Raw genomic sequence first — 23,999 nt, forward strand, 5'->3', positions numbered from 1 at the left:
GTGCCGCCGCGGTGCCGGGAGCCGGCCGGAGCGGACTTCCGGCCGGGCCGCGCGGGCCGGGACGAGGTGCGTGACGCGTACGGGTACGCCGAAGGGGCGCCCCCGCTCGACGGCGGGGCGCCCCTTCGGCGTAGGTACGGGCAGAGGTCCCTAGCGGGACCGCTTCGCGAGGCGCTCCACGTCCAGCAGGATCACCGCACGGGCCTCCAGCCGCAGCCAGCCGCGTCCGGCGAAGTCCGCGAGGGCCTTGTTGACCGTCTCGCGGGAGGCGCCGACCAGCTGGGCCAGCTCTTCCTGCGTGAGGTCGTGGACGACGTGGATGCCTTCCTCCGACTGCACACCGAAGCGGCGCGAGAGGTCGAGGAGCGCGCGGGCCACCCGGCCGGGGACGTCCGAGAAGACCAGGTCGGACATCTGGTCGTTGGTCTTGCGCAGCCGGCGGGCGACCGCGCGCAGCAGCGCCGTGGCCACCTCGGGGCGGACGTTCAGCCAGGGCTGAAGGTCGCCGTGGCCCAGGCCGAGCAGCTTGACCTCGGTCAGCGCCGAGGCCGTGGCGGTACGCGGGCCCGGGTCGAAGAGGGACAGCTCGCCGATCAGCTCGCCGGGGCCGAGGACCGCCAGCATGTTCTCGCGGCCGTCGGGGGAAGTGCGGTGCAGCTTTACCTTGCCCTCGGTGACCACATAGAGGCGGTCGCCTGGGTCGCCCTCGTGGAAGAGGGCGTCGCCGCGGGCGAGCGTCACCTCACTCATCGAGGCGCGCAGCTCAGCGGCCTGCTCGTCATCGAGCGCCGCGAAGAGCGGGGCGCGCCGCAGAACGTCGTCCACGAGTTCTCTCCTTGTCGACCTGCTCAGGGAACCGGCTGGTTCCCATCATGCCGGACGGGTCAATCAGTGTGATCAGTCACAAGTTTGACGTACCGGTGCTGCGGCCTGTGCGGGAGGGGGCCGATTGGGTTGGTAATCGGCTGTGACCGGGGTGGATGCCGGTGGCTGGCTCTAGGCTGGCCGGGTGTCCACATCGCCGGTGAGAGCAGAAGGTCAGGGGGCTGAACGGGTGCCACCGAGCCGAAATTCTGCTGTGGGCGAACAGTCGCCCACCCGGGCGAAAAAGGCCGCATACGTGAGGCGAGCGGTGAAGGGGACCGAGATGACTGAGGCGGCCGGACCGGCGGAGGAAGCCACGGAGCAGAGCCCGGAGACGGCCTCGACGAGAGCCGCGCCCGCGAGGAAGGCCGCGCCCGCGAAGAAGTCCGGGAGTGCGAAGAAGGCGGCGCCTGCGAAGAAGGCGGCGCCGGTCAGCACGACGGCGGTTGCCAAGGAGGCTGCGCCCGCCAAGAAAGCGGCGGCTGCGAAGAAGGCGGCGCCTGCCAAGAAAGCCGCGGCTGCCAAGAAAGCCGCGCCCGCCAAGAAGGCTGCGCCCGCCCAGAAAGCCGCGCCCGCCAAGAAAGCCGCGAAGAAGACGGTGAAGAAGGCCGGGGCTTCGGAGAAGCCCGCGCCCGCTGTGGTGGCCGTCAGGATTCCCCGGTCCGAGTCGCACGCCGCCCTGGTCCGGAGGGCGCACCGGATCAACCACGAGCTGGCCGAGATCTATCCGTACGCCCATCCCGAGCTCGACTTCGAGAACGCCTTCGAGCTGCTGGTCGCGACGGTTCTCTCCGCCCAGACCACCGACCTCCGGGTGAACCAGACGACGCCCGCGCTCTTTGCGAAGTTCCCGACGCCGGAGGACATGGCGGCAGCGGACCCGGAGGAGCTGGAGCAGATCCTGCGGCCGACCGGTTTCTTCCGGGCGAAGGCGAAATCGGTCCTGGGGCTGTCCACCGCCCTCCGGGACAATTTCGGTGGTGAGGTGCCTGGCCGTATCGAGGATCTGGTCTCGCTGCCCGGAGTCGGGCGGAAAACGGCCAATGTGGTTCTCGGTAATGCTTTCGGAGTCCCGGGAATCACCGTCGACACGCATTTCGGGCGGCTGGTGCGCCGCTGGAAGTGGACCGAGCAGCAGGATCCGGAGAAGGTCGAGGCGGAGATCTGCGCGCTCTTTCCCGAGAGCGACTGGACGATGCTCTCGCACCGGGTGGTCTTTCACGGACGCCGGATCTGCCATGCCCGTAAACCGGCCTGCGGCGCCTGTCCGATCGCCCCGCTCTGCCCCGCGTACGGCGAGGGCGAGACGGACCCGGAGAAGGCGCGGAAGCTGCTGAAGTACGAGAAGGGCGGGCAGCCCGGCCAGCGCCTGAAGCCCCCCGCGGACTTTCCCGGGCAGCCGGCTCCGCCGCTGGGGGCCGGGTGACAGCGGGCCGCCGCGACGACCTGCCCGTGCGGAGCCACCCGTCCGCAGGGGACCACCCGCCCGTAGGGAACCACCCGTCCGTGCGGAACGATCGGGCGCGCCGCAGGCGTTGGAAGGTGCGGGGGTGCCGATGACGCGCGCTGGAGAGAGACACACGGGCCGGACTCAGGAGAGTCCGGTCGCTGTGACGCAGGACGGGCTGCCCGGGTGGCTGACGCCCGTGGCCCGGGCGGCCGACACCGTGCGCCCCGAGCAGCTCAGCCGGTTCCTGCCGCCCGAGAGCGGCAGCGGGCGGCAGTCCGCCGTCCTGATCCTCTTCGGCGAAGGCCGGGCCGGGCCCGAGCTGCTGCTGATGGAGCGGGCCTCCAGCCTGCGCTCCCACGCAGGCCAGCCCTCATTCCCCGGCGGCTCCCTCGACCCGGGGGACGGCGACCCGCAGACCACGGGCCCGCTGCGCGCCGCGCTGCGCGAGGCCCAGGAGGAGACCGGCCTCGAACCGGCGGGCGTGCAGCTCTTCGGTGTGCTGCCCCGGCTCTACATCCCGGTGAGCGGTTTCGTCGTGACGCCCGTGCTCGGCTGGTGGCGCGAGCCCACCCCCGTACGGGCGGTGGACAGCGGCGAGACGGCCCGGGTCTTCACGGTTCCCGTGGCGGATCTCACGGACCCCGCCAACCGGGTGACGACGGTCCACCCGCGAGGTCACCGGGGCCCCGCATTTCTGGTCGAATCCGCCCTGGTCTGGGGTTTCACCGCCGGAGTGATCGACCGAATTCTGCACTTCGCCGGCTGGGAACGGCCCTGGGACCACTCCAGACAGGTCCCGCTCGACTGGCGCGCATGACAGGGTGTCCGACGTACTGGGCCACTCGGGCGACGCTGCGAACCACTGCGGCTCCCCGGGGGGCCGCACCACCGGCCGGCGGACCGTGACCGGCGACGAAATGCGAGGCTCCCGACGGTGAACGTGCTGGACATCCTGCTGCTGCTGGCCGCTGTATGGTTCGCGGTCATCGGTTACCGCCAGGGTTTCGTCGTCGGCATCCTCTCGGTGATCGGGTTTCTCGGGGGCGGCGTCGTCGCCGTCTACGCGCTGCCCATCATCTGGGACGAGCTCACGGAGAAGTCCGAAGTCTCCACGACGGCCACCGTGATCGCGGTGATCATCGTGATCGTGTGCGCCTCGGTGGGCCAGGCCCTCACCACTCACCTCGGCAACAAACTGCGGCGCTTCATCACCTGGTCACCGGCGCGCGCCCTCGACGCCACCGGTGGCGCCCTGGTGAACGTGGTGGCCATGCTGCTGGTCGCCTGGCTGATCGGATCGGCCCTGGCCGGGACGACACTGCCCACCCTCGGCAAGCAGGTCCGCAGTTCCAAGGTGCTCGTCGGGGTCTCCCGGGTCGTGCCGTCACAGGCCAGTACCTGGTTCGCGGACTTCACATCGGTCCTCGCGCAGAACGGCTTCCCCCAGGTCTTCAGCCCGTTCGCCAACGAACCGATCACCGAGGTCAAGCCGCCCGATCCGGCCCTCGCCAGCAGTCCGGTCGTGACGAGCGCCAAGAAGTCCATCGTCAAGGTCGTCGGTACGGCGACCGGCTGCAGCAAGGTCCTGGAGGGCTCCGGCTTCGTCTTCGGCGACCGCAGGGTGATGACCAACGCCCACGTCGTCGGAGGCGTCAGCGAACCGACCGTGCAGATCGGCGGCGAGGGCAGGCTGTACGACGCGAAGGTCGTGCTCTACGACTGGGCGCGCGACATCGCTGTCCTGGACGTGCCGGACCTGCACGCGCCCGCGCTGAAGTTCACGGACACCGACCACGACGCGCACAGCGACGACAGCGCGATCGTCGCCGGCTTCCCGGAGAACGGCGGTTACGACGTCCGTTCCGCCCGTGTCCGCGGCAGGATCAATGCCAGCGGCCCGGACATCTACCACCGCGGGACGGTCAACCGCGACGTCTACTCGCTCTACACGACCGTCCGCCAGGGCAACTCGGGCGGACCGCTGCTGACCCCCAGCGGCAAGGTGTACGGCGTGGTCTTCGCCAAATCGCTCGATGACAGCAACACCGGGTACGCGCTCTCGGCCGACGAGGTCCGCCAGGACGTCGCGAAGGGCCGTACCGCGAACCAGCAGGTCGACACGGAAGGATGCGCGCTGTGACGCCTGCACGGGGCCGCACGGGGCGCTGACGGCGGACGCGGTACGCACCCGGCGCGGGAATCCCGTGGCGCAAGGCGTACCCGGCGCGGGAACACCGTGCGGAAGGCGCCCGGCGGAACAGGCGTTCCCGGCGGGGCAGGCGTACCGGGCGGGACAGGTGCACAGGGTGGGACAGGTGCACAGGGCGGGACGGACGTACACGGTGCGGGTGGCGCATACGGTGACGACAGTGGGAGGCACGCGGTGAGGCTCACGATTCTCGGCGGCGGCGGGTTCCGGGTACCGCTGGTCCACGGGGCGCTGCTGCGCGACCACGCGGCCGGCCGGGTCACGCACCTCACGCTCCACGACCTCGACCCTGCCCGGCTGGCGGCCGTGGCGCGCGTCCTGGCCGACCAGGCCGCGGACGTGCCGGATGCGCCCGAGGTCCGCACCACCACCGACCTGGACGACGCCCTGCGCGGCGCCGACTTCGTCTTCTCCGCGATCCGGGTGGGCGGGCTCGCGGGCCGTGCGGCCGACGAACGGGTGGCGCTGGCCGAGGGCGTCCTCGGTCAGGAGACCGTCGGCGCGGGCGGTATCGCGTACGGCCTCCGCACGGTCCCGGTCGCGGTCGACATCGCTCGCCGGGTCGCCCGGCTGGCCCCGGAGGCCTGGGTCATCAACTTCACCAACCCGGCGGGGCTGGTCACCGAGGCCATGGCCGCCCACCTCGGCGGCCGGGTCATCGGGATCTGCGACTCACCGGTCGGCCTCGGCCGCCGGGTCGCCCGGGTCCTCGGTGCGGACCCCCGGTCGGCACGGCTCGACTACGTGGGGCTGAACCATCTGGGCTGGCTGCGCGGTCTGTACGTCGGCGAACAGGATGTCCTGCCCCGGCTGTTCGACGACGAGCGGCTGCTGACCTCCTTCGAGGAGGGCCGGCTCTTCGGGGCCGAGTGGCTGCGCTCGATCCGTTCGGTCCCCAACGAGTACCTGCACTACTACTACTTCAACCGTGAGACGGTCGCCGCCTACCAGCAGGCGGAGCAGACGCGCGGGGCCTTCCTGCACGACCAGCAGGCCCGGTTCTACGACGAGATGGCGCACCCGGCGACGCCCGCGCTTCGGGCCTGGGACCGCACCCGCGCCGAGCGCGAGGCGACGTACATGGCGGAGAACCGCGAGGCCGCGGGTGCGGGCGAACGGGAAGCGGACGACCTGGAGTCGGGCGGTTACGAGAACGTGGCGCTGGCCCTGATGCGGGCCATCGCACGGGACGAGAGCGCCACCCTCATCCTCAACGTCCCCAACGGCAGCGCCCCCGGCGGCGGCCGTACGCTCTCCGCGCTCGACTCGGCCGCCGTGATCGAGGTCCCCTGCCGGGTCGACGCGACGGGCCCGCACCCGCTGCCGGTATCACAGCTGACGGGCCATGAGGCGGCCCTGGTGTCAGCGGTGAAGGCGGTGGAGCGCTCCGTGCTGGAAGCTGCGGAGAGCGGGTCGGCGCGGGCCGCGGTGCGGGCGTTCGCCCTGCATCCGCTGGTCGATTCCGTGAATGTCGCGGGCAGGCTGCTCGACGGGTACCGGGCGGTCCATCCGGGCCTCGGCTACCTCACGAAGAGCTGAGCGCCCGGGCCGCCGTGTGCGTGCCTGCGCCGCCGGATATGCGAGCCGTTGCCCGGGTGGCCCTGGCGGACGGCTCCACCGGTCCGCTCACGACGTCCGCCAGGCCTGCTCCCGTGCCTCTCACGGCCTGGGGTGGCGTAACCGGGCGGAGACCCAGCGGGCCCGGCGGCGGATGATGCGCGGAATACCGAGACGTGGATCGTCCTCCCGGTCGTGTGATCCGCCCCTCTCGTGGGTGCTCAGGCCCGTGGCCGAGCGGCGGTTGCGTGCGGCGTCACCGTAGTCGTGCGTCCAGCCCATACCACCGTGTTTGCCCGTGCCTCATGGTCGGTAATCGCGTCCCATGGAGCCAATTGGCGTATGCGTCAGGCATTTGGCTGTTCGTAGGACAAGCGTTCCCAGTCCGGGCGCCGGGTTGGCCCGTACGGCCGTACGAAGGGCGCACCGTCATGCCACCGGACGGGGCGGGGAGGCCACCGGACGGGCCCGGAGGTCAGCGGTCGGGCTCGGGATCCTGCAGCCAGTTGATGAGCTCCGTGGAGAACGCCGCGGGGTCCTCCTCCTGGGGGAAGTGCCCCAGACCGTCGAACAGCCTCCAGCGGTACGGCGCTTCGACGTACTGCCCCGACCCCGCCGCACTGCGGGTGCGCATCACCGGGTCGAGTGACCCGTGCAGATGCAGTGTCGGCACGCGCACCGGGCGCTTCATCCGGCGGTTGAACTGGATGCCGTCCGGCCGCGCCAGGGACCGCACCATCCACCGGTACGGCTCGATGGAACAGTGCGCGGTCGACGGGATCGACATGGCGCGCCGGTACGTCTCGACGGCCTCGTCCTCCGGCCGGACCGGCCCGGACCACTCGCGGACCAGCTCACCGACGAGCGCGGCGTCGTCGGCGACGAGCTGGCGCTCCGGCAGCCACGGCCGCTGGAACCCCCAGACGTACGAGCCGGCGCGGGACTGCGAGAAGTCCGAGAGCATCGCCGAGCGCCACCGGCGCGGGTGCGGCATCGAGGACACCGCCAGCCTGCGCACCAGCTTGGGCCGCATCACGGCCGCCGTCCACGCCAGGTATCCGCCCAGGTCGTGCCCGACGAGCGCGGCGTCCGGCTCCCCGAGTGAGCGGATCACGCCGGTGACATCGAGGGCCAGATTGGCGGGGTCGTACCCGCGGGGTGTGCGGTCGCTGCCCCCGACGCCCCGCAGATCCATCGCGACGGCCCGGAACCCGGCATCGGCGAGCGCGGTCAACTGGTGGCGCCAGGTCCACCAGAACTGCGGGAAACCGTGCAGCAGCAGCACCAGCGGGCCGTCGCCCGCCTCCGTGATGTGGAAGCGCGCGCCGTTGGCGGCGACATCGCGGTGGGTCCAGGGCCCGTCGATTCGTACGACAGAGCCCATTTCGGCAGAAGCGGTCATGCCGACGAGCGTCCCACAGCCGACGAGGTGCCGGTGACCGCGGGGACGGTGTCCGCAGGCACCAGGACGGCCGCCTTGTCGAGGGCCGGACGGGGGTGCGGCTTGACGCCCTGGATGACGGCGGCCGTCTCCTTCGCGGAGGCGACGACCTTCTGCGGGCCCTTGCCCTTCTTGGCCTTCTTGAGGAAGACGGTCCCGATCAGAGCGAGGATTCCGGCCACCAGTACGTTCGCGGCGAAGGACAGGACGAAGCAGATCGCCATGTTCCAGTGGCTCCACGTCCGGATGCCGTAGGCGAGGGCGAAGCTGAGCATCGGCAGGGAGAAGAGGAGCACGATCCCGGCCGCCGAGAACGCGGCGCTGCCGACCGCCCCCCGCTTGACGTCCTGGCGGAGCTCGGCCTTGGCCAGGGCGATTTCGTCGTGCACCAGTGCGGACATCTCGGCGGTAGCCGAGGCGAACAGCTGACCGAGACTGCGGTCGGCGGTGCCGGCAGGGCTGCTGGGGTGGCTCATCGCTGAATCCCTCTTCTCTTGCGCGAGCGTCCGTCCGTGCGAACGGGTCCTCCGCGCGGGCATCGTCGTGGGCATCGTCACAAACGTTCCGTGCGCCATGATCTGACTTCAGATCATGCCGGACCGTCCTCGTCCTCGCTTGCTGCCCCCGCCCGTTCGGCGAGACGGCGGTGCTCGGCCGCCTTCCCTTCGAGGATGGCAGCCATGCGCAGATGGTGCGCGGCGTCGTCCTCCTCGTAGACGTCGGGAATGCCGTCGTGGTCCTCGTCGCGCTGCTCCTCGTCGCACAGGGCCCGGTACCGGCGGTCGCGCACCTTGAGGAGGACGGAGGAGAGCGCGGCGGCGATCACCGAGCCCAGCAGTACCGACGCCTTGATCTCGGCGGTCGTCGAGGGGTCGTCGGTGAAGGCGAGCTCCCCGATGAGCAGCGAGACGGTGAACCCGATCCCGGCGAGGGAGGCCACCGCGAGTACATCGGCCCACGCCAGTTCCTTGTTGAGCTCGGCCCTGGTGAAGCGGGCGGTCAGCCACGTACCGCCGAAGATGCCGACCGCCTTGCCGACGACCAGGCCGAGGACGACACCCAGCGTCTCCGGCCTGCTGAACACATCGGCGAGTGCCCGGCCGGAGACCAGGACGCCTGCGGAGAACAGGGCGAACAGCGGCACGGCGAGGCCCGCGGAGAACGGCCGGACCAGATGCTCGATGTGCTCTCCGGGGGAGTGCTTCTCACCCTCACGGGGGGTGCAGCGGAGCATCAGGCCCATGGCGACACCGGCGATGGTGGCGTGCACGCCGCTGTTGTACATCAGCCCCCAGATGACCAGCCCGAGGGGGACGTAGACGTACCAGCCGTGCACGTCGAAGCGCAGCAGCAGCCAGAAGACGACCAGGCCGGCCACCGCGCCACCCAGCGCCGCGATGTTGATGTCGCTGGTGAAGAACACCGCGATGATCAGAATGGCGAAGAGGTCGTCGACGACGGCCAGGGTGAGCAGGAAGGCGCGCAGCGCGGAGGGGAGCGAGGTGCCGATGACCGCGAGGACGGCGAGTGCGACGGCGATGTCGGTGGCGGTGGGCACCGCCCAGCCGTCGAGCGAACCGTTGCCGACGACGTTGACCAGTGTGTAGACCAGGGCCGGTACCGCCATCCCGCACACCGCCGCGATGACGGGCAGTGCGGCGGCCTTGGGGTCGCGCAGCTCCCCGGTGACCATCTCGCGCTTCAGCTCGATCCCCGCGACGAAGAAGAAGACGGCGATCAGTCCGTCGGCCGCCCAGTGCTGAACGGAGAGGTGCAGACCGAAGATGCCCGGGCCCAGATGGAAGTGGCTGACCGTGGCGTAACTGCTGCTCAGTGGGGTGTTCGCCCAGACGAGGGCGACGATGGCGGCGACGAGGAGCAGCAGCCCGCCGACGGTCTCGGTGCGCAGCGCGTCCGCGAGATAGGTCCGTTCGGGGAGCGGGAGCCGGCCCAGGAAGGACGCGCGAGTGCGCTGCGATCCGGGCTCGGGCCGTGGCTGCGGGTGCGACCCGGTCTCCGGACCGGACTGCGGATCGGACTGCGACGCGGGCTGGGGCTTGGGCTTCGGGGCGGGCGCGGCCACGAGGTGGACCTCCGGTCAGGTGGGCAGCACAGAACACATGCCGACCAGACTTCCCGGCGCACCCATTTCCCTCTTTCGTATGCCCACCGTAGCGGTATCCGCGTCCGTGGCCGCATCCGTGTCCCGGGGAGCGGGGGCGGTCCGGAAGGGCGCTTCGGCGGAGGCGGCGCCGCAGGAGGGCGCCGTGCGGCGGCTCCGTGCGGTGGGCCCGTGCGTTGGGCCCGTGCGTTGGGCCCGGAGGGGGCTGGGCGTCCGGTGATCGTCTCCGCGTCACGATACCGACAGAACGCCGGGCGGGCATATCAGCCCGCCCGGCGTTCTCCGTTGCCAGGTGCCCCCGTTTCCCGGGGTGGAACCGGGGCTCCGGCTCAGTCCTCGCTGGAGGCGCTGGGCAGCTTCGTCTGGATCAGGCCCATCACGGACGCGTCGGTCAGCGTGGAGACGTCGCCCAGCTCGCGGTCCTCCGCGATGTCGCGCAGCAGGCGTCGCATGATCTTTCCGGAGCGGGTCTTGGGCAGTTCGGCGACGGGCAGGACGCGCTTGGGCTTGGCGATCGGTCCGAGGACCGTGCCGACGTGGTTGCGCAGTTCGGCGGAGAGGTCCGCCGACTCCTGTGCGCTGCCGCGCAGGATGACGAAGGCGACGATCGACTGGCCGGTCGTCGCGTCGGCGGCGCCCACGACTGCCGCCTCGGCGACGGCCGGGTGCGAGACGAGCGCGGACTCGACCTCGGTGGTCGAGATGTTGTGCCCGGACACCAGCATCACGTCGTCGACCCGGCCGAGCAGCCAGAGGTCGCCGTCGGTGTCCTTCTTCGCCCCGTCGCCCGCGAAGTACTTGCCCTGGAAACGCGACCAGTAGGTGTCGATGAAGCGCTGGTCGTCGCCCCAGACGGTGCGGAGCATCGAGGGCCACGGCTCGGTGAGGACCAGGTAGCCGCCGCCTCCGTCCGGCACTTCACGCCCGTCGTCGTCGACGACCGTCGCGGCGATGCCCGGCAGCGCACGCTGCGCGGAGCCCGGCTTGGTCTCGGTGACTCCGGGCAGCGGCGCGATCATCATCGCGCCGGTCTCGGTCTGCCACCAGGTGTCCACGATCGGGCACCTGTCGGCGCCGATGTTCTTCCGGTACCACATCCAGGCCTCGGGGTTGATCGGCTCGCCGACCGATCCCAGGACCCGCAGCGACGACAGGTCGAACTTGGCGGGGATGTCGTCGCCCCACTTCATGAAGGTACGGATCGCGGTCGGCGCGGTGTAGAGGATCGAGACGCCGTACTTCTGGACGATCTCCCAGAACCGGCCCTGGTGCGGGGTGTCCGGGGTGCCCTCGTAGATGACCTGGGTCGCGCCGTTGGCCAGCGGCCCGTACGTGATGTAGGAGTGCCCGGTCACCCAGCCGATGTCGGCCGTGCACCAGTAGACGTCGCTCTCGGGCTTGAGGTCGAAGACCGCGTGGTGGGTGTAGGCCGCCTGGGTGAGGTAGCCGCCCGAGGTGTGCAGGATGCCCTTCGGCTTCCCCGTCGTGCCCGAGGTGTAGAGGATGAACAGCGGGTGCTCGGCGCCGAACGCCTCGGGGGTGTGCTCGGTGGACTGGCGCCCCACGAACTCGTCCCACCACACGTCCCGGCCCTCGGTCCACGCGGTGTCCTGGCCGGTGCGCCGCACGACGAGGACGTGCTCGACCTGCGGACACTTCGCCACGGCCTCGTCGATCGCGGGCTTGAGCGCGGACGGCTTGCCGCGCCGGTAGCCGCCGTCGGCGGTGATGACGAGCTTGGCGTCCGCGTCCTGGATACGGGAGGCGACGGCGTCGGCGGAGAAGCCGCCGAAGACCACCGAGTGCGCGGCGCCGACCCGGGCGCAGGCGAGCATCGCCACGACCGCTTCGGCGATCATCGGCATGTAGACGGCGACCCGGTCGCCCTTCACGACACCCAGCTCGGTGAGGGCGTTCGCGGCCTGCGACACCTCGTCCTTGAGCTGCGCGTAGGTGATCGACCGGCTGTCGCCGGGCTCGCCCTCGAAGTGGATCGCGACGCGGTCACCGTTGCCGGCCTCGACATGCCGGTCCACGCAGTTGTACGCGACGTTGAGCTCACCGTCGGCGAACCACTTCGCGAACGGCGGGTTCGACCAGTCGAGCGTCTCGGTGGGCTCGGTGGCCCAGGTCAGCCGCCGCGCCTGCTCGGCCCAGAAGCCCAGCCTGTCCGCTGACGCCTGCTCATACGCGGCCGCTTTCACGTTGGCATTCGCGGCCAGCTCGGCAGGCGGCGCGAAACGCCGTTCCTCCTTGAGCAGGTTGGAGAGTGAGGTACGTTCGCTGTCCGACATGGCATCGTCCCCGGGTGGTATAGACCAATCTGTATTGGTCGATTGTCTGGCGGCCGCGGAAATGGGTCAACCCCCAGCCGAATCCTGACACCCGGCAGGGCCCACCTTCTACGTACCGGACCCCTAGGTTCTCACCTGGGCAGGAGCGGGCAGCAGAACGCCCCCGGCGCGGGATCCCTCCCGCGCCGGGGGCGTTCTGCCACCCGGAGCGCAGCGGTCACAAGGCGCCTCCGCCGGGCGGGGAACCCGGCCGGGGCGTTGCTCGGTGCCCGGCCTGCGGGCCCCGGACGCACCTGCTCATCCGGAGATCAGGCAGGGCCCGCGGCCCGCCCGCCCTCGCGCGAGAACCTGCCAGACTGCTTTCCGGGCGCAGGCTGCCTTGCGGTGGGCGGACACCCCGGGGCCTCGCGGAACTGACGCTCCTGGGAGCTCCGAGGACCCGGGCGGAGTGCCGGGGTGAGCCGGGTGCCGGGCGGGCCGAGTGGCTGACGGCCCGGGTGGCTGATGAGCCCGGATGTCAGCCGTTGCCGACGCCGTTGCCGGAGAGCACCGGGATGTTGTCGATGAGGTGGGAGAGCGGCTCGTCGCCCTTGGCCTGGGTGGAGTTCTCGGTGCACTGCTGGTTCTGCGGGGAGGACAGGACGGGGACGTCCTGGACCGCGATCGGCACGAGGCCGACGAGGGAGCCCACGTTGGCCTTGACGGGCACGCCGGCGCACAGCTTGTTCAGGGAGCCCTGGACCAGGGTCAGCTGCGGGCTCATGTTCCCGTTGGTCGACGAGTTGCCGAAGGCCTGCTCTGCGCCATTGCCGGAGAGAGAAGTCGTGCCGTGGTCGTGGCCGATGGCGGCTGCGCTTCCGGCGGTGCCGGCGATGGCTGCGGTGGCAAGGCCGAGAGCAGTGAGGGCGATACGGACGCGCATGTCACTCCAGTGCATGATTTTTGGACAGAGTCGGGAATCAGTAGAACCACCGATCCCGTACATCCGGCGCAATTCACCTGATCGCTGGAGTGTCGGACGGTCGAGTTGCCGAACACGCATTCCCGAACACGCATTCACCGGGGCCCCGCAGGGAGACGAAACGGTCAGGCGGGAGCCACCTGGGCGAAGACCCCGTCCTGCTCAAGAGCGTCGGTGAGCAGATACGCCTGAGCCTCGCCGACGTGGAAGTACATGCCATGCAGCTCCAGTGAGCCGTCTGCGAGCCGGCGCGCCACTGACTCGTGCGCCCGCAAGTGCTCCAGCTGTTGAATCACATTGGTCAGACAGAGCTGCTCCACCTCATCGGCGGGCATGCGCCCGGAGATCCGGGCCCAGGAGTGCCGGCGACTCCGCATCCGGTCCAGACTGGGCTGCCCGTGCCGCAACCAGCGCTTCAGCGGGGTGTTCGCCGTGGTGCTGGTGCTGGTGCCTACGGCTGTGGGGGTGGCGTCCGGCACGGTGGCGGGGGTGGCCGCACCGTCGGCGTCGCTGAGAAGGGCAGTCATGGCCCCGCAGCCGGAGTGTCCGCAGACGGTGATCGACTCGACCCGCAGGATGTCGACCGCGTACTCGATCGCCGCGGCCACCGAGTCGTCGGAAGCCTCTGCCCCTGGCAGCGGTACGAAATTGCCCACGTTCCGCACGGTGAACAGATCACCGGGGCCGCTCGACGTGATCATGCTCGTCACCAGACGGGAATCGGCACAGGTGAGGAAGAGCTGGGAAGGCTGCTGGCCTTCCCTGGCAAGCCGGGCGAGTTCGTCCCGCACCAGCGGAGCGGTGTCACGCTGGAACGAACTCAGGCCACTGGCCAGTTGACGGCTCCCAGGCCGCTGGGGCGTGGCGGCCGACGGCCCGCTCTGGGGCGAGGTCGAACGGGGCGCGGGGGCATGGGGGGTGGTGATGTCGGACATCGTCTTCTCCGGCGTGGTGGCTCGATGTTCAGTGGCAGGGGGTGTCGCCGAGCGGGACGCCGCACCGGGAGGCGTGGCACCGGGAGGCGTGGCACCGGAGCCGGGCTCGGGTGGCCCGGCCACGGGGGACGGGCTTTCAGGGCTCCCCGAGTCGAGCGCCCGGTCCTCACAGTGGTGGTTGCGCCAAGGCGTCCAGGGGCGGCAGCAGGTGTGCGTGGCGGTCGCGGGCTCGGCTATCCGGCTGCCGCCCCGGCCGGTCACATCGACCGTGCCGCCCTGGACGACATGAGCCTCCTGCCAGTGCTGCAGCGTCTCGTACGCCGCGTGATCCATGAACGAGCCGTCCAGCTCCACCACCGCGTCCGCCCCCGACGGGATCTGGCCGAGCGTCCGGCTCAGGCGGGGCACTGCCAGGAAGGTCAACTGCCCGCGTGCGCGCAGCAGGTGCACGCCGTCGTCCTCGTGGAGGGTGATCCGGGTACGGGCCAGCCGGTGGAGGGCCACTCCGACCGCGACCGCGATGCCGACCGCCACCCCCTCCAGTACTCCGAAGCCCACCACGCCGGCGACGGTTGCCCCGTAGGCCAGGAACTCGCGGTGCTTGTGGACGTTGCGGATGTGCGCGTAGTTCACCATCTGGAGGCCGACGACCATCACGAGCGCGGCCAGCGCGGCGAGTGGCATCCACTCAAGGACGCCGACCAGCAGGCCTGCGGCGAGCAGCATCCACACGCCGTGCAGCACGGTGGAGGCGCGGCTGGTGGCCCCTGCTCTGACGTTCGCCGTGCCGCGCACCGCTCCACCGGACACCGGCAGGCCGCCGAGCAGCCCGGAGACCGTATTGGCGACTCCCTGGCCGCGCAGTTCCCGGTCGAGGTCGGCGCGTCGCCCCGTGGCGCCGGGGCGGTCTGCGGTCAGTTTGTCCACGGCCACCGCTGACAACAGTGACTCCAGACTCGCCACCAGCATCACGGTGAACACGGCGCCGAGCAGCCCGAGCACCGGGCCGTGCGGCAGTTCGGGCAGGGCGTGCGCACTCCAGGAGGGGAGCTCGACACGGGCGATCCCCGGGGCGGCGACGGCGGCCAACGCGGTGGCTGCCGCGACCGAGGCGAGCGCAGCGGGGATCCTGCGCAGCGCCCGCCCCGTACGTCCGGGGATCCTGGGCCACAGCACCAGGACGGCGATGGTGAGCAGGCCGATCAGCGGCGCCGCGGGGGCCACTCGCCCGAATTGCCCGGGCAGCGCGAGGGCGTTGGCGACGGCTGAGCTCTGTGGTGTGCCGCCGAGCACGATATGGAGCTGGGCGAGCGCGATGGCGACCCCGATGCCGGCGAGGGTGCCGTGCACGATGGCAGGCGAGACGGCGAGCGCACTGCGGGCGGCCCTCAGCGAGCCCAGGAGCAACTGGAGCAGGCCCGCCCCGACGGTGATGGCGCAGGTGGTGCGCCATCCGTAGTCCTGGATGAGCCCGGCCGTCACCACGGTCAGCCCGGCTGAGGGGCCGCTGACCTGGAGAGCGGACCCGCCGAGCAGTCCGGCGACGATGCCTCCGACGGCCGCTGCGAGCAGTCCGGCTTCGAGGGGGGCGCCGATGGCGACAGCGAGCCCCAGGGACATGGGGACCGCGATCAGGAAGACCGTGATCGAGGCGGACAGGTCGGCGCCCGGAATCCGGAAGCGGCGACGGCCCCGCGGGGGCGGCCCGTGCGAGGGCCGCCCCCGGTTGGGGGGTGAGGAGTCGGAAGGAACGTTCTGGGTTCGGGTGGGGATGCAAGCAGGCATTTTCCCGTCTCCTCCAGGGCAGCGCAGACGCGGAACAAAGGGGAAGCGGCCGTGGGACACGGCGTGCAGCGGCGGGATCATCAACTCTCAGTAAATAGATCGTAATCCAGAGTAAAGTCCAAGAATAGACATTAGCGACAAATGACCTAACGATTCACTCAATGCGGTGATGATTAGGCAGATACGTATGTCAGTTCGAATAGATCGAATGGATGCCGGGCTGGAGGAGGCTGGACGGATCCGGGCGGGGCCAGGCAGGCCGGGGCGGAGGAGGTGTGCGCCCTGGCGGAGCTCACGGTTGAGGTTGCTGGAGGGGCGGCCGGCAATCGTGGGGTGCCGTCGAATCGCGACGGGGGTGAGGCGAGAGGGGGCGCGCCTTGAGGTGTCGTGCCTCAGGGGGGGCGTGCCTCAAGGCTCGCGTCTCGGGAGGGTCGGACCCTGAGGTGCCACGTCTCGGAGGGAGGGCCGGAGCCGGTGGGGTCCAGGGGCGAGGGAACACCGGTGGAGGGGCCGGCGGGAGCTGTCCGCCCGCCCCGGCCCCTCCCGTCCCGCCCCCCCCGCCCGGGCCCCTCCCGCCCCGACCCTCCCCCGGTCGTCTCCGGGCGCTCCCGGAGTGCGCGTCAAGAAGCGGGGCTGACCTCTGCGTACCGCTCGCTGAGGACAAAAGCGGGATCGACCTGGGACGCCAGATCGGCCCCCGTCCTCGCGTTGCCCCAGCTCTCCGCGTTCTTCAGGTGGAAGTGCACCATCTGACGCGTGTAGCGCTCCCAGTCGCGGTGTGCGTAGCTGTCCTCCGCGGCGTCCTGGAGGGACTGGAGCGCGAGCCTGTTCTCCGCTTCCAGCAGCTCGAAGCGCGGCGGCCGGCCCTTCTCCATCGCGCGGACCCAGTCGGAGTGCCCGACGGTGACGAGCAGGTCGTCACCGACCTCGGCACGCAGGAACTCCAGGTCGTCCGTGTCGCGCACCTTGTTGCCGACGACCTTCAGGGCGACGCCGAAGTCCCGTGCGTACTCCTTGTACTGGCGGTAGACGGAGACGCCTTTACGGGTCGGCTCGGCCACCAGGAACGTCAGGTCGAAGCGGGTGAACATCCCTGAGGCGAAGGAGTCCGAACCGGCCGTCATGTCGACGACGACGAACTCCTCGGGGCCGTCGACCAGATGGTTCAGGCAGAGCTCGACCGCGCCGACCTTGGAGTGGTAGCAAGCCACACCGAGATCCGATTCGGTGAAAGGCCCTGTCGCCATCAGCCGGATCTCGCCGTCGTCCAGTGCGACGGGTCGGGCGCAGGCGTCGTACACCGGGTTGTCCTCGCGGACCCGGAGCAGCCGGGAACCGGCGCCCGGTGGAGTGGTCTTGATCATTGTCTCGGCGGAGGAGATCCGTGGGTTCGAGCCGCGCAGATACTCCTTGATCAACGGCAGGTTCGCGCCCATCGCCGGCAGGGCGGCGGTCTCCACGTCATGGAGGCCGAGCGCGGCACCGAGGTGCTGGTTGATGTCGGCGTCCACGGCGAGGACGGGGGCCTCGTTGGCGGTCAGGTGGCGGATGAAGAGAGAGGACAGCGTGGTCTTGCCGCTGCCGCCCTTCCCTACGAAAGCGATCTTCATGTTCACCAAGGGTAGTGGTGTGAACGCGGTGCGTACGCGCCGTGAGTGAAGAAGACCACTCCAAGGTGGGGTGGCTGCTATGGGCGCGTAGCCTCGCCTCTTATGACTGCGTTCTCCCGGAAGGCGGCCGCCGGAGCCCCGGTGACCCCTCCAGATCACTCAGATCCTCTTGCCGCGCTGAGCCGGCTGCCGGGTGTCGGCGCCGCTGTCGACTCCGTACGCAAAGCCGTCGACCGGGTCTACGGGCACCGGGTGATGCGGCGGCGCAGCAACGAGGTCACGGGTGAGGCGGCGCTGCGTGCTTCGCGCGGATCGGCCGCGCTTTCGGGTGCTGACTGGGCGCTGGAGGAGGTGCGCCGGCGGACCGATTTCGGTGGCGACGCCGAGGCGCTCACGGTCGGCGGGGCGTTGCGGCTCTCCGCGGAGGCAGGTCAACTGCTGTCCATCTGGCGGCAGTCGCCGCTGCGCGTGCTGGCCCGGTTGCATCTGGTGGCGGCCGCGGACTCCGGTGACACGGTCGGCAGGCCCCGGCTGGCGGGCGAGAAGGCCGACGAGCCGCTGATCGAACTCCCGCTGCCGGGGGCCGATGAGGTGTCCGCCAGGCTTGAGGGTCTTTCGCAGCTGGTCATCGCGGGGAGCGCGGCCCCGGCGCTGGTGACGGCCGCCGTGGTGCACGGAGAGCTGCTCGCACTGCGCCCTTTCACTTCCTGCAACGGCCTGGTCGCACGGGCTGCCGAGCGCGTCGTGCTGATCAACAGTGGCCTTGATCCCAAGTCGATCTGCCCTGCCGAGGTCGGCCACGCTGAGCTGGGACGCGCGGCCTACGTGGCGGCCCTGGACGGCTACGTCTCGGGGACCCCGGAGGGGATGGCGGCCTGGATCGTGCACTGCGGCCGCGCCATCGAGCTGGGTGTGCGGGAATCGACAGCCGTGTGTGAGGCGCTCCAGCGCGGGGCGGCCTAGAGTCCTGCGGCGCGGGTCGGGCCGGCCGGGTTCAGGTGGCTGTCGGCGTTTGCGCGGGAGCCCGGTCCGGGGCAAGTGAATGCGGCGGTACCGAGAGGTACCGCCGCTGGCACGTCCACCGGGTTACCAAGCGTCCTCGAATAGTGCCCATCAGGCCGGGAGCTTCGCCCGGTTGCCTGGTGCGGCTGGCCCGTAATCGACGGGTCGACGTCGCGTGGGTACTCAGTTTCCGTGCGCGGTCCGTGGGGCCTTGTGCGGTTTCAGGTCGTCCTCTCGGATGTCCTTGGTCTCGCGGGCCGGTGATTCCTTTGTACTCCTGCCGGCGGGGCGAGGGGAACCCCTTGTTCCGGTTATTTGCCGCGAGCCTTAAATTTGGACAAATACCCCACCCTTGGGGGTGCTCCGGCCACCCCTGTGTACGTACCAGACGAGACCGGCCGTCGCCGCCGCCGCACCGACGGCGGCAGCGGCGACCAGTGCGGGCCGCGGTGGCATGCGCAGGGCGGGCAGTCGCTTCTTCAGTCGAACCGGCCGGTTGAAGACGAGAACCGGCCAGTCGCGGACGCCTGCTTCACGGCGCAGGGCCCGGTCAGGATTCACCGCGTGAGGGTGGCCGACCGACTCCAGCATGGGGATGTCGGTCACGGAGTCGCTGTACGCGTAGCAGCGCGCCAGGTCGTACCCCTCGGAGGCGGCGAGCTCCTTCACTGCCTCCGCCTTGGTGGGGCCGTAGGCGTAGTACTCCACCTCGCCCGTGAAGCACCCGTCGGCGCCCACCACCATGCGGGTCGCGACGACCCGGTCGGCGCCCAGGAGCTCGCCGATGGGCTCGACCACCTCGGCGCCCGAGGTGGAGACGATCACTACATCGCGCCCGGCGGTGTGGTGCTCCTCGATGAGGGAAGCGGCCTCGTCGTAGATGATCGGGTCGATCAGGTCGTGCAGGGTCTCGGCGACGATCTGCTTCACCTGCCGGACGTTCCAGCCCTTGCAGAGCGCGGAGAGGTACTCGCGCATGCGCTCCATCTGGTCGTGGTCCGCCCCACCCGCCAGAAATACGAACTGGGCGTACGCGGTGCGCAGCACGGCGCGGCGGTTGATCAGGCCGCCTTGATAGAAGGACTTGCTGAAGGTCAGCGTCGACGACTTGGCGATGACTGTCTTGTCGAGGTCAAAGAAGGCGGCGGTACGGGGTGACGAGTGGTTTTCCACGACTCAGAGCATAGGTGCCCGCCATTCGGCTTACGCGGCGGCGCGTGGGTTTGCCTGAGAAGGCTCTCGGGTACACCATGGAAGTCACGGATCGTTCGCGACCGTGTTATCCCCGTCCGGCTCCTCCCCCCCCGAGTCGGACGTGGGGACGACCCCAGCTCTCCCCCCCGGCTGGGGTCGTCGCATGTCCGGACACGTTTTCGGGCACTCCCCCGCGTCGTTGACGCCTCTGCGCTCATCCGTCCCACTCTCCTTCCGGGCGGCGCTGCTGGTCCTCACCTGTTGATACGCGTGACGCTCCGTAGTCGTTGCGCTCCTCTCCGGAAGTCACCGATAAGAGCGGGGAAGATATTCACAACCGGTGAGTTGTCCACAGTTTTTGAGCAAGATCCACTTAATTTCCCGGATCCCTCCACGGTGATTCCCAACGCGAAGTCAGCGGCCGTTCGCGGCGACTTCGCGGACCCAGGGAATCACTGCCAGAGGGAGGCGGGATCGTGGCTGGATCCATCACACCTGACCGGTTGCCCGTTGCTGAGAGGCGTCGGGGCGGACCGCTGATCGTCACCGAGGACGCCGTGCTCCTGGACGACCTGCTGCGGCTGTGCGCCGCCGCCGGCGCCGAGCCGGAGGTCCATCACGGGGTGCCCGAGTACAAGGGCGGCTGGGACGGCGCACCCCTGATCCTCGTCGGGGACGACGCTGCCGCCCGGGTACGGGGGAGCACCCGCAGGCCCGGTGTGTATCTCGTGGGAAGGGATCAGGACGACCCCGATGTCTGGCGGCGGGCCGTCGAGATCGGAGCCGAGTACGTGCTGCGGCTCCCGGACGCCGAGAGCTGGCTCGTCGAGCGGATCGCGGATGTGGCCGAAGGGGAAGCCGACCAAGCGCTGACCGTAGGGGTGATCGGCGGCCGGGGCGGTGCGGGGGCATCCACGCTGGCGTGCGCGCTGGCGGTGACCGCCGCCCGGGCCGGAGAGCGCACCGTGCTCATCGACGGTGACCCACTGGGCGGCGGGCTCGACGTGCTGCTCGGCGGCGAACAGGCACCGGGCAGACGCTGGCCGGATTTCGCCCGTTCCAAAGGGCGGGTCGCGGGAAACGCGCTGCAGGAATCCCTGCCCGAGCTGCACGGGCTCCGCGTCCTCAGCTGGGACCGGACCGATGCGGTGGTGATCGCACCGGAGGCGATGCGGTCCGTCCTGGCGGCTGCCCGCAGGGGCGGCGGGGTGGTCGTCGTGGATCTGCCCCGGCGGGTCGACGAGGGCGTCGCCGAGGCGCTGGCCCAGCTGGATCTCGGGCTCCTTGTCGTACCGGGCGAGCTCCGGGCGGTCGCAGCCGCCGCCAGGGTGGCCTCCACGGTCGGCATGGTCCTCCAGGACCTGCGGGCGGTGGTCCGCGGCCCTTACGCGCCGGGTCTGGGCGCGGAGTGGGTCGCTCAGGCACTGGAGCTGCCCCTTGCGGGTGAACTGCCCTCCGAGGAAGGGCTGCTCGCGGCGCAGAGCGGCGGTGCTCCGCCGGGCGGTCGCGTACGGGGACCGCTGGCCAGGTTCTGCACGGCGTTCTGGGCGCAGGCGCAGTCCGGGCGAGGTGTCTCGTGAACACGGCCGTCACATCCGCCGAGCCGTCGTCATCGACCGGTGTGCCGCCACTGCTGGATGCCGTGCGGCAGCGGCTCGCGGAGAGCGGGGCCGAGCCCACTCCGGCGCGGGTGGCAGCGGCGCTGCGCGCCCAGGGGCGGCTGCTGGGGGACGCCGAGGTGCTGGGGCACGCCGAGGAGCTGCGGTCCGAACTTGTGGGCTCGGGGCGGCTCGACGCCCTGCTCGCCGATCCCGCGGTGACCGATGTGCTGGTCGCCGCACCCGACCGGGTGTGGGTGGACCGCGGAACCGGTCTCGAACTGACCGACGTGGTCTTCCCCGACGCGGCAGCTGTCCGCAGGCTGGCACAGCGGCTGGCGGCGGTGGCCGGGCGCAGGCTGGACGACGCAAGGCCCTGGGTGGACGCACGCCTGCCGGACGGGACACGCATGCACGCGGTGCTCGAACCGGTAGCCGTCGGATCGACGTGCCTCTCGCTGCGGGTGGTGCGGCCGAAGGCCTTCTCGCTGGAAGAGCTGGTGGCGGCGGGGACAGTCCCGCCGGGCGGTGGTCCCGTGCTGCGGGCGCTGGTCGACGCGCGGCTGTCCTTTCTGGTCAGTGGTGGGACCGGCTCGGGCAAGACCACGCTGCTCTCGTCCCTGCTGGGGCTGGTGGGAGCCGCTGAGCGCATTGTGCTGGCCGAGGACTCGTCGGAACTGCGCCCCGAGCACCCGCATGTGGTGCGGCTGGAGTCGCGGCCCCCGAATCAGGAGGGCGCGGGCCGCGTGAGCCTGCGGGACCTGGTGCGCCAGGCCCTGCGCATGAGGCCGGACCGGCTGGTGGTGGGTGAGGTTCGCGGAGCTGAGGTCACCGAGCTGCTGGCCGCGCTGAACACCGGACACGAAGGCGGGTGCGGGACTCTCCACGCGAATGCCGCATCCGATGTCCCGGCCCGCCTTGAGGCACTGGGGACGGCCGCCGGGCTCGACCGCGCGGCCCTGCACAGCCAGCTGGCAGCGGCCCTCGCGGTCGTGGTCCATCTCGTACGGGAGCGGAGCGGGCAGCGCAAGGTCGCCGAGGTGCATGTCCTGGAGCGGGAGGCGACAGGTCTGGTGAGGACCGTCCCCGCACTGCGCTGGGGCGCCGACGGCTTCACCGAGGAGCGGGGGTGGCCCCGGTTGCGGGCCATGATCGGGGCCCTGTCATGACGGCCCTGGTCCTCACGGCCGCGCTCTGTGCCGGTACGGCCCTGTGGATGCTGGCGGTGCGGGAGAGGGCGCTGCGCAGGGGGCGGGTGCTCTTCACGGGCGCTGCGGGGGACAGCGTATTCGCGTGGGGTGGTTCGCTCCGTGAGCGGGCGCGTGACCGGCTGCGTCCGGAGTGGCTCTGCCTGGCGGCGGCAGGCGCCGTCGCGGTGCTGGGGGGATCGGTGCTGCCACTTCTGATGGGGGCGGTGGCGGTGCCTCTGGTGGGCCGGCGGTTGCGGGCCGTGGCTGCGTCCCGGGACCGGCTGGCGCGTACCGACGCGGTGATCGTGCTCTGTGGGGCGGTGGCCGCCGAGCTGCGGGCCGGAAAGCAGCCCGGGGAGGCGCTGCTGGCCGCCGGCCGCGGCTCGGGGGCCCTGGGGACGGCAGAGGCCGCGGTGCGGGCGGCGGCACGGTTCGGCGGGGATGTGCCGGAGGCGTTGCGGCGCGCGGCACAGGAACCGGGGGCCGGGGGTCTGCTCGGTGCGGCCGCGTGCTGGCGCGTGTCGGTGGACGGCGGCGCCGGACTCGCGGCCGGACTCGAAGGACTGGAGGGTTCCCTGCGCGCCGAGCGTGACCAGCGGGCCGGTCTCAGGGCGGAACTGGCCGGCGCGCGGGCGACGGTGCTGATCCTCGCATTGCTCCCCGCGGGCGGCCTGCTGCTGGGCACGGCGCTCGGGGCCGATCCGCTGTGGACGTTGCTGCACACTCCGGCAGGGCTGTGCTGTCTCCTCGCGGGCGGGGCGCTGGAGGGGGCGGGGTTCTTCTGGGCCGGGCGGATCGTGCGGGCCGGGGAGGACGCATGACCGGGGGAGCGGGAGGCGGAGGCGTCTGGACGGCCGAGGTTGTCCACAGGCTGGGGGTGGTGCTGTGCGTCGTGGCGGTGGCGGCCCGGCTGGGTCTTGCCCGGATGGGACGGCGTCATGAACGGCTCTCGCGCAAGCGGGCCGCCTCCCTGCTGGACGTGGTGCCGGAAACGGCCCGGCGGCCGGAGTTCCGGGTGTGGGCGGCCCGGTGGGGCGCCCCAGTGGCCGCAGTGGCCACCGGCTCCGTCCTGGTCGGTGGATGGGCCGGCTGTGCACTGGGCCTTGCCGCCGGATACGGGGTCAGGCGATGGCAGCGCACACGTTCGTCGGCCGGGACCGATGAGGCGCTGGCAAAGGACTCCACACGTGAACTGCCGCTCGCCGCCGAGCTGCTGTCCGCGTGCATCGCGGCAGGTGCGGGGCCCCGCGAAGCGGCCGAGGCGGTCGGGGAATCACTGCGAGGGCCGGTCGGTGACGTCCTGGCCCGGGTAGCCGCGGAGCTGCGCCTCGGCAGTGAACCAGCCGAAGCGTGGGGGCGGTTCGGTTCGATACCGGGCGCGGCGTCCCTGGCCCGCTGTCTGGAGCGCGCCTCGGCGACCGGGGCCCCCGCTGCCGACAACGTCGCCCGGCTTGCGGCTGGTCTCCGGGCCGAGCGGGCCAGGGCCGCCACGGACAGAGCGAGCCGGGCAGGCGTGCTGATCACCGGCCCGGTCGGCCTCTGCTTCCTGCCGGCATTCCTGGCAGTCGGCGTGGTGCCCGTGGTGATCGGCCTGGCGACCCGCCTCTTGCAGGCGCGCTGAAAGGGAGCTGACGAACTCGGCGGCCTGCGCGGGCCATGACCGGAACATCGCCGCCAACGGCACGACAGGCCTGAGCAAACGGGCTGAACCGGAGGGAATGGGCCTGATCACGCGAAAAGCAGCGTGACTAGAGGAGCGAACCGGACGACTGCACCGGTCGCACGAA

19 protein-coding genes are annotated in these 23,999 nt (G+C 71.0%); 9 read left to right on the forward strand and 10 right to left on the reverse strand.

The window, feature by feature from the left end:
- Positions 1-150: 150 nt before the first annotated feature.
- Positions 151-825 carry a Crp/Fnr family transcriptional regulator gene (locus OG917_RS19030; protein ID WP_164258843.1) on the reverse strand — a complete coding sequence of 225 codons (675 nt, stop codon included), beginning with the start codon at positions 823-825 and terminating at the stop codon, positions 151-153.
- A gap of 322 nt (positions 826-1,147) precedes the next feature.
- Between OG917_RS19030 and nth the strand changes: the two genes are divergently transcribed.
- The 4 genes from nth to OG917_RS19050 all read left to right on the forward strand — a co-directional run bounded on the left by nth (position 1,148) and on the right by OG917_RS19050 (position 6,062).
- Positions 1,148-2,290, forward strand: coding sequence for an endonuclease III (gene nth, locus OG917_RS19035; protein WP_328318808.1), 1,143 nt, complete (start codon positions 1,148-1,150; stop codon positions 2,288-2,290).
- Between the two features lie 130 nt (positions 2,291-2,420).
- Positions 2,421-3,131, forward strand: coding sequence for an NUDIX hydrolase (locus OG917_RS19040; RefSeq protein ID WP_328318809.1), 711 nt, complete (start codon positions 2,421-2,423; stop codon positions 3,129-3,131).
- A 117-nt stretch (positions 3,132-3,248) separates the two neighbouring features.
- Positions 3,249-4,454 carry a MarP family serine protease gene (locus OG917_RS19045; protein ID WP_328318810.1) on the forward strand — a complete coding sequence of 402 codons (1,206 nt, stop codon included), beginning with the start codon at positions 3,249-3,251 and terminating at the stop codon, positions 4,452-4,454.
- Between the two features lie 243 nt (positions 4,455-4,697).
- Positions 4,698-6,062 carry a 6-phospho-beta-glucosidase gene (locus OG917_RS19050; RefSeq protein WP_328318811.1) on the forward strand — a complete coding sequence of 455 codons (1,365 nt, stop codon included), beginning with the start codon at positions 4,698-4,700 and terminating at the stop codon, positions 6,060-6,062.
- A gap of 120 nt (positions 6,063-6,182) precedes the next feature.
- Here OG917_RS19050 and OG917_RS19055 read toward each other — a convergent pair whose 3' ends face one another.
- The 8 genes from OG917_RS19055 to OG917_RS19090 all read right to left on the reverse strand — a co-directional run bounded on the left by OG917_RS19055 (position 6,183) and on the right by OG917_RS19090 (position 17,228).
- A complete protein-coding gene (locus OG917_RS19055) occupies positions 6,183-6,362 on the reverse strand; it encodes a hypothetical protein (protein WP_328318812.1) in 180 nt (59 codons plus the stop codon).
- A 193-nt stretch (positions 6,363-6,555) separates the two neighbouring features.
- Positions 6,556-7,482, reverse strand: coding sequence for an alpha/beta fold hydrolase (locus OG917_RS19060; RefSeq protein ID WP_328318813.1), 927 nt, complete (start codon positions 7,480-7,482; stop codon positions 6,556-6,558).
- A complete protein-coding gene (locus OG917_RS19065) occupies positions 7,479-7,997 on the reverse strand; it encodes a phage holin family protein (protein WP_328318814.1) in 519 nt (172 codons plus the stop codon). The genes OG917_RS19060 and OG917_RS19065 overlap by 4 nt, the downstream gene beginning before the upstream one ends.
- A gap of 113 nt (positions 7,998-8,110) precedes the next feature.
- The gene (gene nhaA / locus OG917_RS19070) at positions 8,111-9,475 is read right to left on the reverse strand and encodes a Na+/H+ antiporter NhaA (RefSeq protein ID WP_328322011.1); all 1,365 of its coding nucleotides are present in this window, start codon (positions 9,473-9,475) and stop codon (positions 8,111-8,113) included.
- Positions 9,476-9,972: 497 nt separating this feature from the next.
- Entirely contained in the window at positions 9,973-11,937 is a 1,965-nt protein-coding gene (gene acs, locus OG917_RS19075; protein WP_328318815.1) for an acetate--CoA ligase, read from the reverse strand.
- Between the two features lie 517 nt (positions 11,938-12,454).
- Positions 12,455-12,859: a rodlin gene (locus OG917_RS19080; protein WP_443059091.1), complete on the reverse strand. Its 405-nt coding sequence runs from the start codon at positions 12,857-12,859 to the stop codon at positions 12,455-12,457.
- A gap of 164 nt (positions 12,860-13,023) precedes the next feature.
- Complete coding sequence (locus tag OG917_RS19085; RefSeq protein ID WP_328318817.1) at positions 13,024-15,618, reverse strand: SulP family inorganic anion transporter; 2,595 nt, start codon at positions 15,616-15,618, stop codon at positions 13,024-13,026.
- 620 nt (positions 15,619-16,238) lie between these two features.
- A complete protein-coding gene (locus tag OG917_RS19090; protein ID WP_328318818.1) occupies positions 16,239-17,228 on the reverse strand; it encodes an ATP-binding protein in 990 nt (329 codons plus the stop codon).
- 102 nt (positions 17,229-17,330) lie between these two features.
- Here OG917_RS19090 and OG917_RS19095 point away from each other — a divergent pair, with 102 nt between their 5' ends.
- A complete protein-coding gene (locus OG917_RS19095) occupies positions 17,331-18,191 on the forward strand; it encodes an oxidoreductase (protein WP_328318819.1) in 861 nt (286 codons plus the stop codon).
- Between the two features lie 366 nt (positions 18,192-18,557).
- On the opposite strand, the gene OG917_RS19100 is transcribed toward OG917_RS19095, so the two are convergent.
- A complete protein-coding gene (locus tag OG917_RS19100; protein WP_328318820.1) occupies positions 18,558-19,403 on the reverse strand; it encodes an HAD family hydrolase in 846 nt (281 codons plus the stop codon).
- Between the two features lie 497 nt (positions 19,404-19,900).
- Here OG917_RS19100 and ssd point away from each other — a divergent pair, with 497 nt between their 5' ends.
- The 4 genes from ssd to OG917_RS19120 are packed head-to-tail and all read left to right on the forward strand — an operon-like array spanning position 19,901 to position 23,833.
- Positions 19,901-21,004 carry a septum site-determining protein Ssd gene (ssd, locus tag OG917_RS19105; protein ID WP_328318821.1) on the forward strand — a complete coding sequence of 368 codons (1,104 nt, stop codon included), beginning with the start codon at positions 19,901-19,903 and terminating at the stop codon, positions 21,002-21,004.
- Positions 21,001-22,191 carry a TadA family conjugal transfer-associated ATPase gene (locus OG917_RS19110; RefSeq protein WP_328318822.1) on the forward strand — a complete coding sequence of 397 codons (1,191 nt, stop codon included), beginning with the start codon at positions 21,001-21,003 and terminating at the stop codon, positions 22,189-22,191. The genes ssd and OG917_RS19110 overlap by 4 nt, the downstream gene beginning before the upstream one ends.
- Entirely contained in the window at positions 22,188-23,033 is an 846-nt protein-coding gene (locus tag OG917_RS19115) for a type II secretion system F family protein (protein ID WP_328318823.1), read from the forward strand. Before OG917_RS19110 ends, OG917_RS19115 begins: the two co-directional genes overlap by 4 nt.
- Positions 23,030-23,833, forward strand: a complete 804-nt coding sequence (locus OG917_RS19120) for a type II secretion system F family protein (protein ID WP_328318824.1) — start codon at positions 23,030-23,032, stop codon at positions 23,831-23,833. The genes OG917_RS19115 and OG917_RS19120 overlap by 4 nt, the downstream gene beginning before the upstream one ends.
- Positions 23,834-23,999 lie beyond the last annotated feature (166 nt).

Source organism: Streptomyces sp. NBC_00388 (genome assembly GCF_036061255.1).
Taxonomy (GTDB): Bacteria; Actinomycetota; Actinomycetes; order Streptomycetales; family Streptomycetaceae; genus Streptomyces.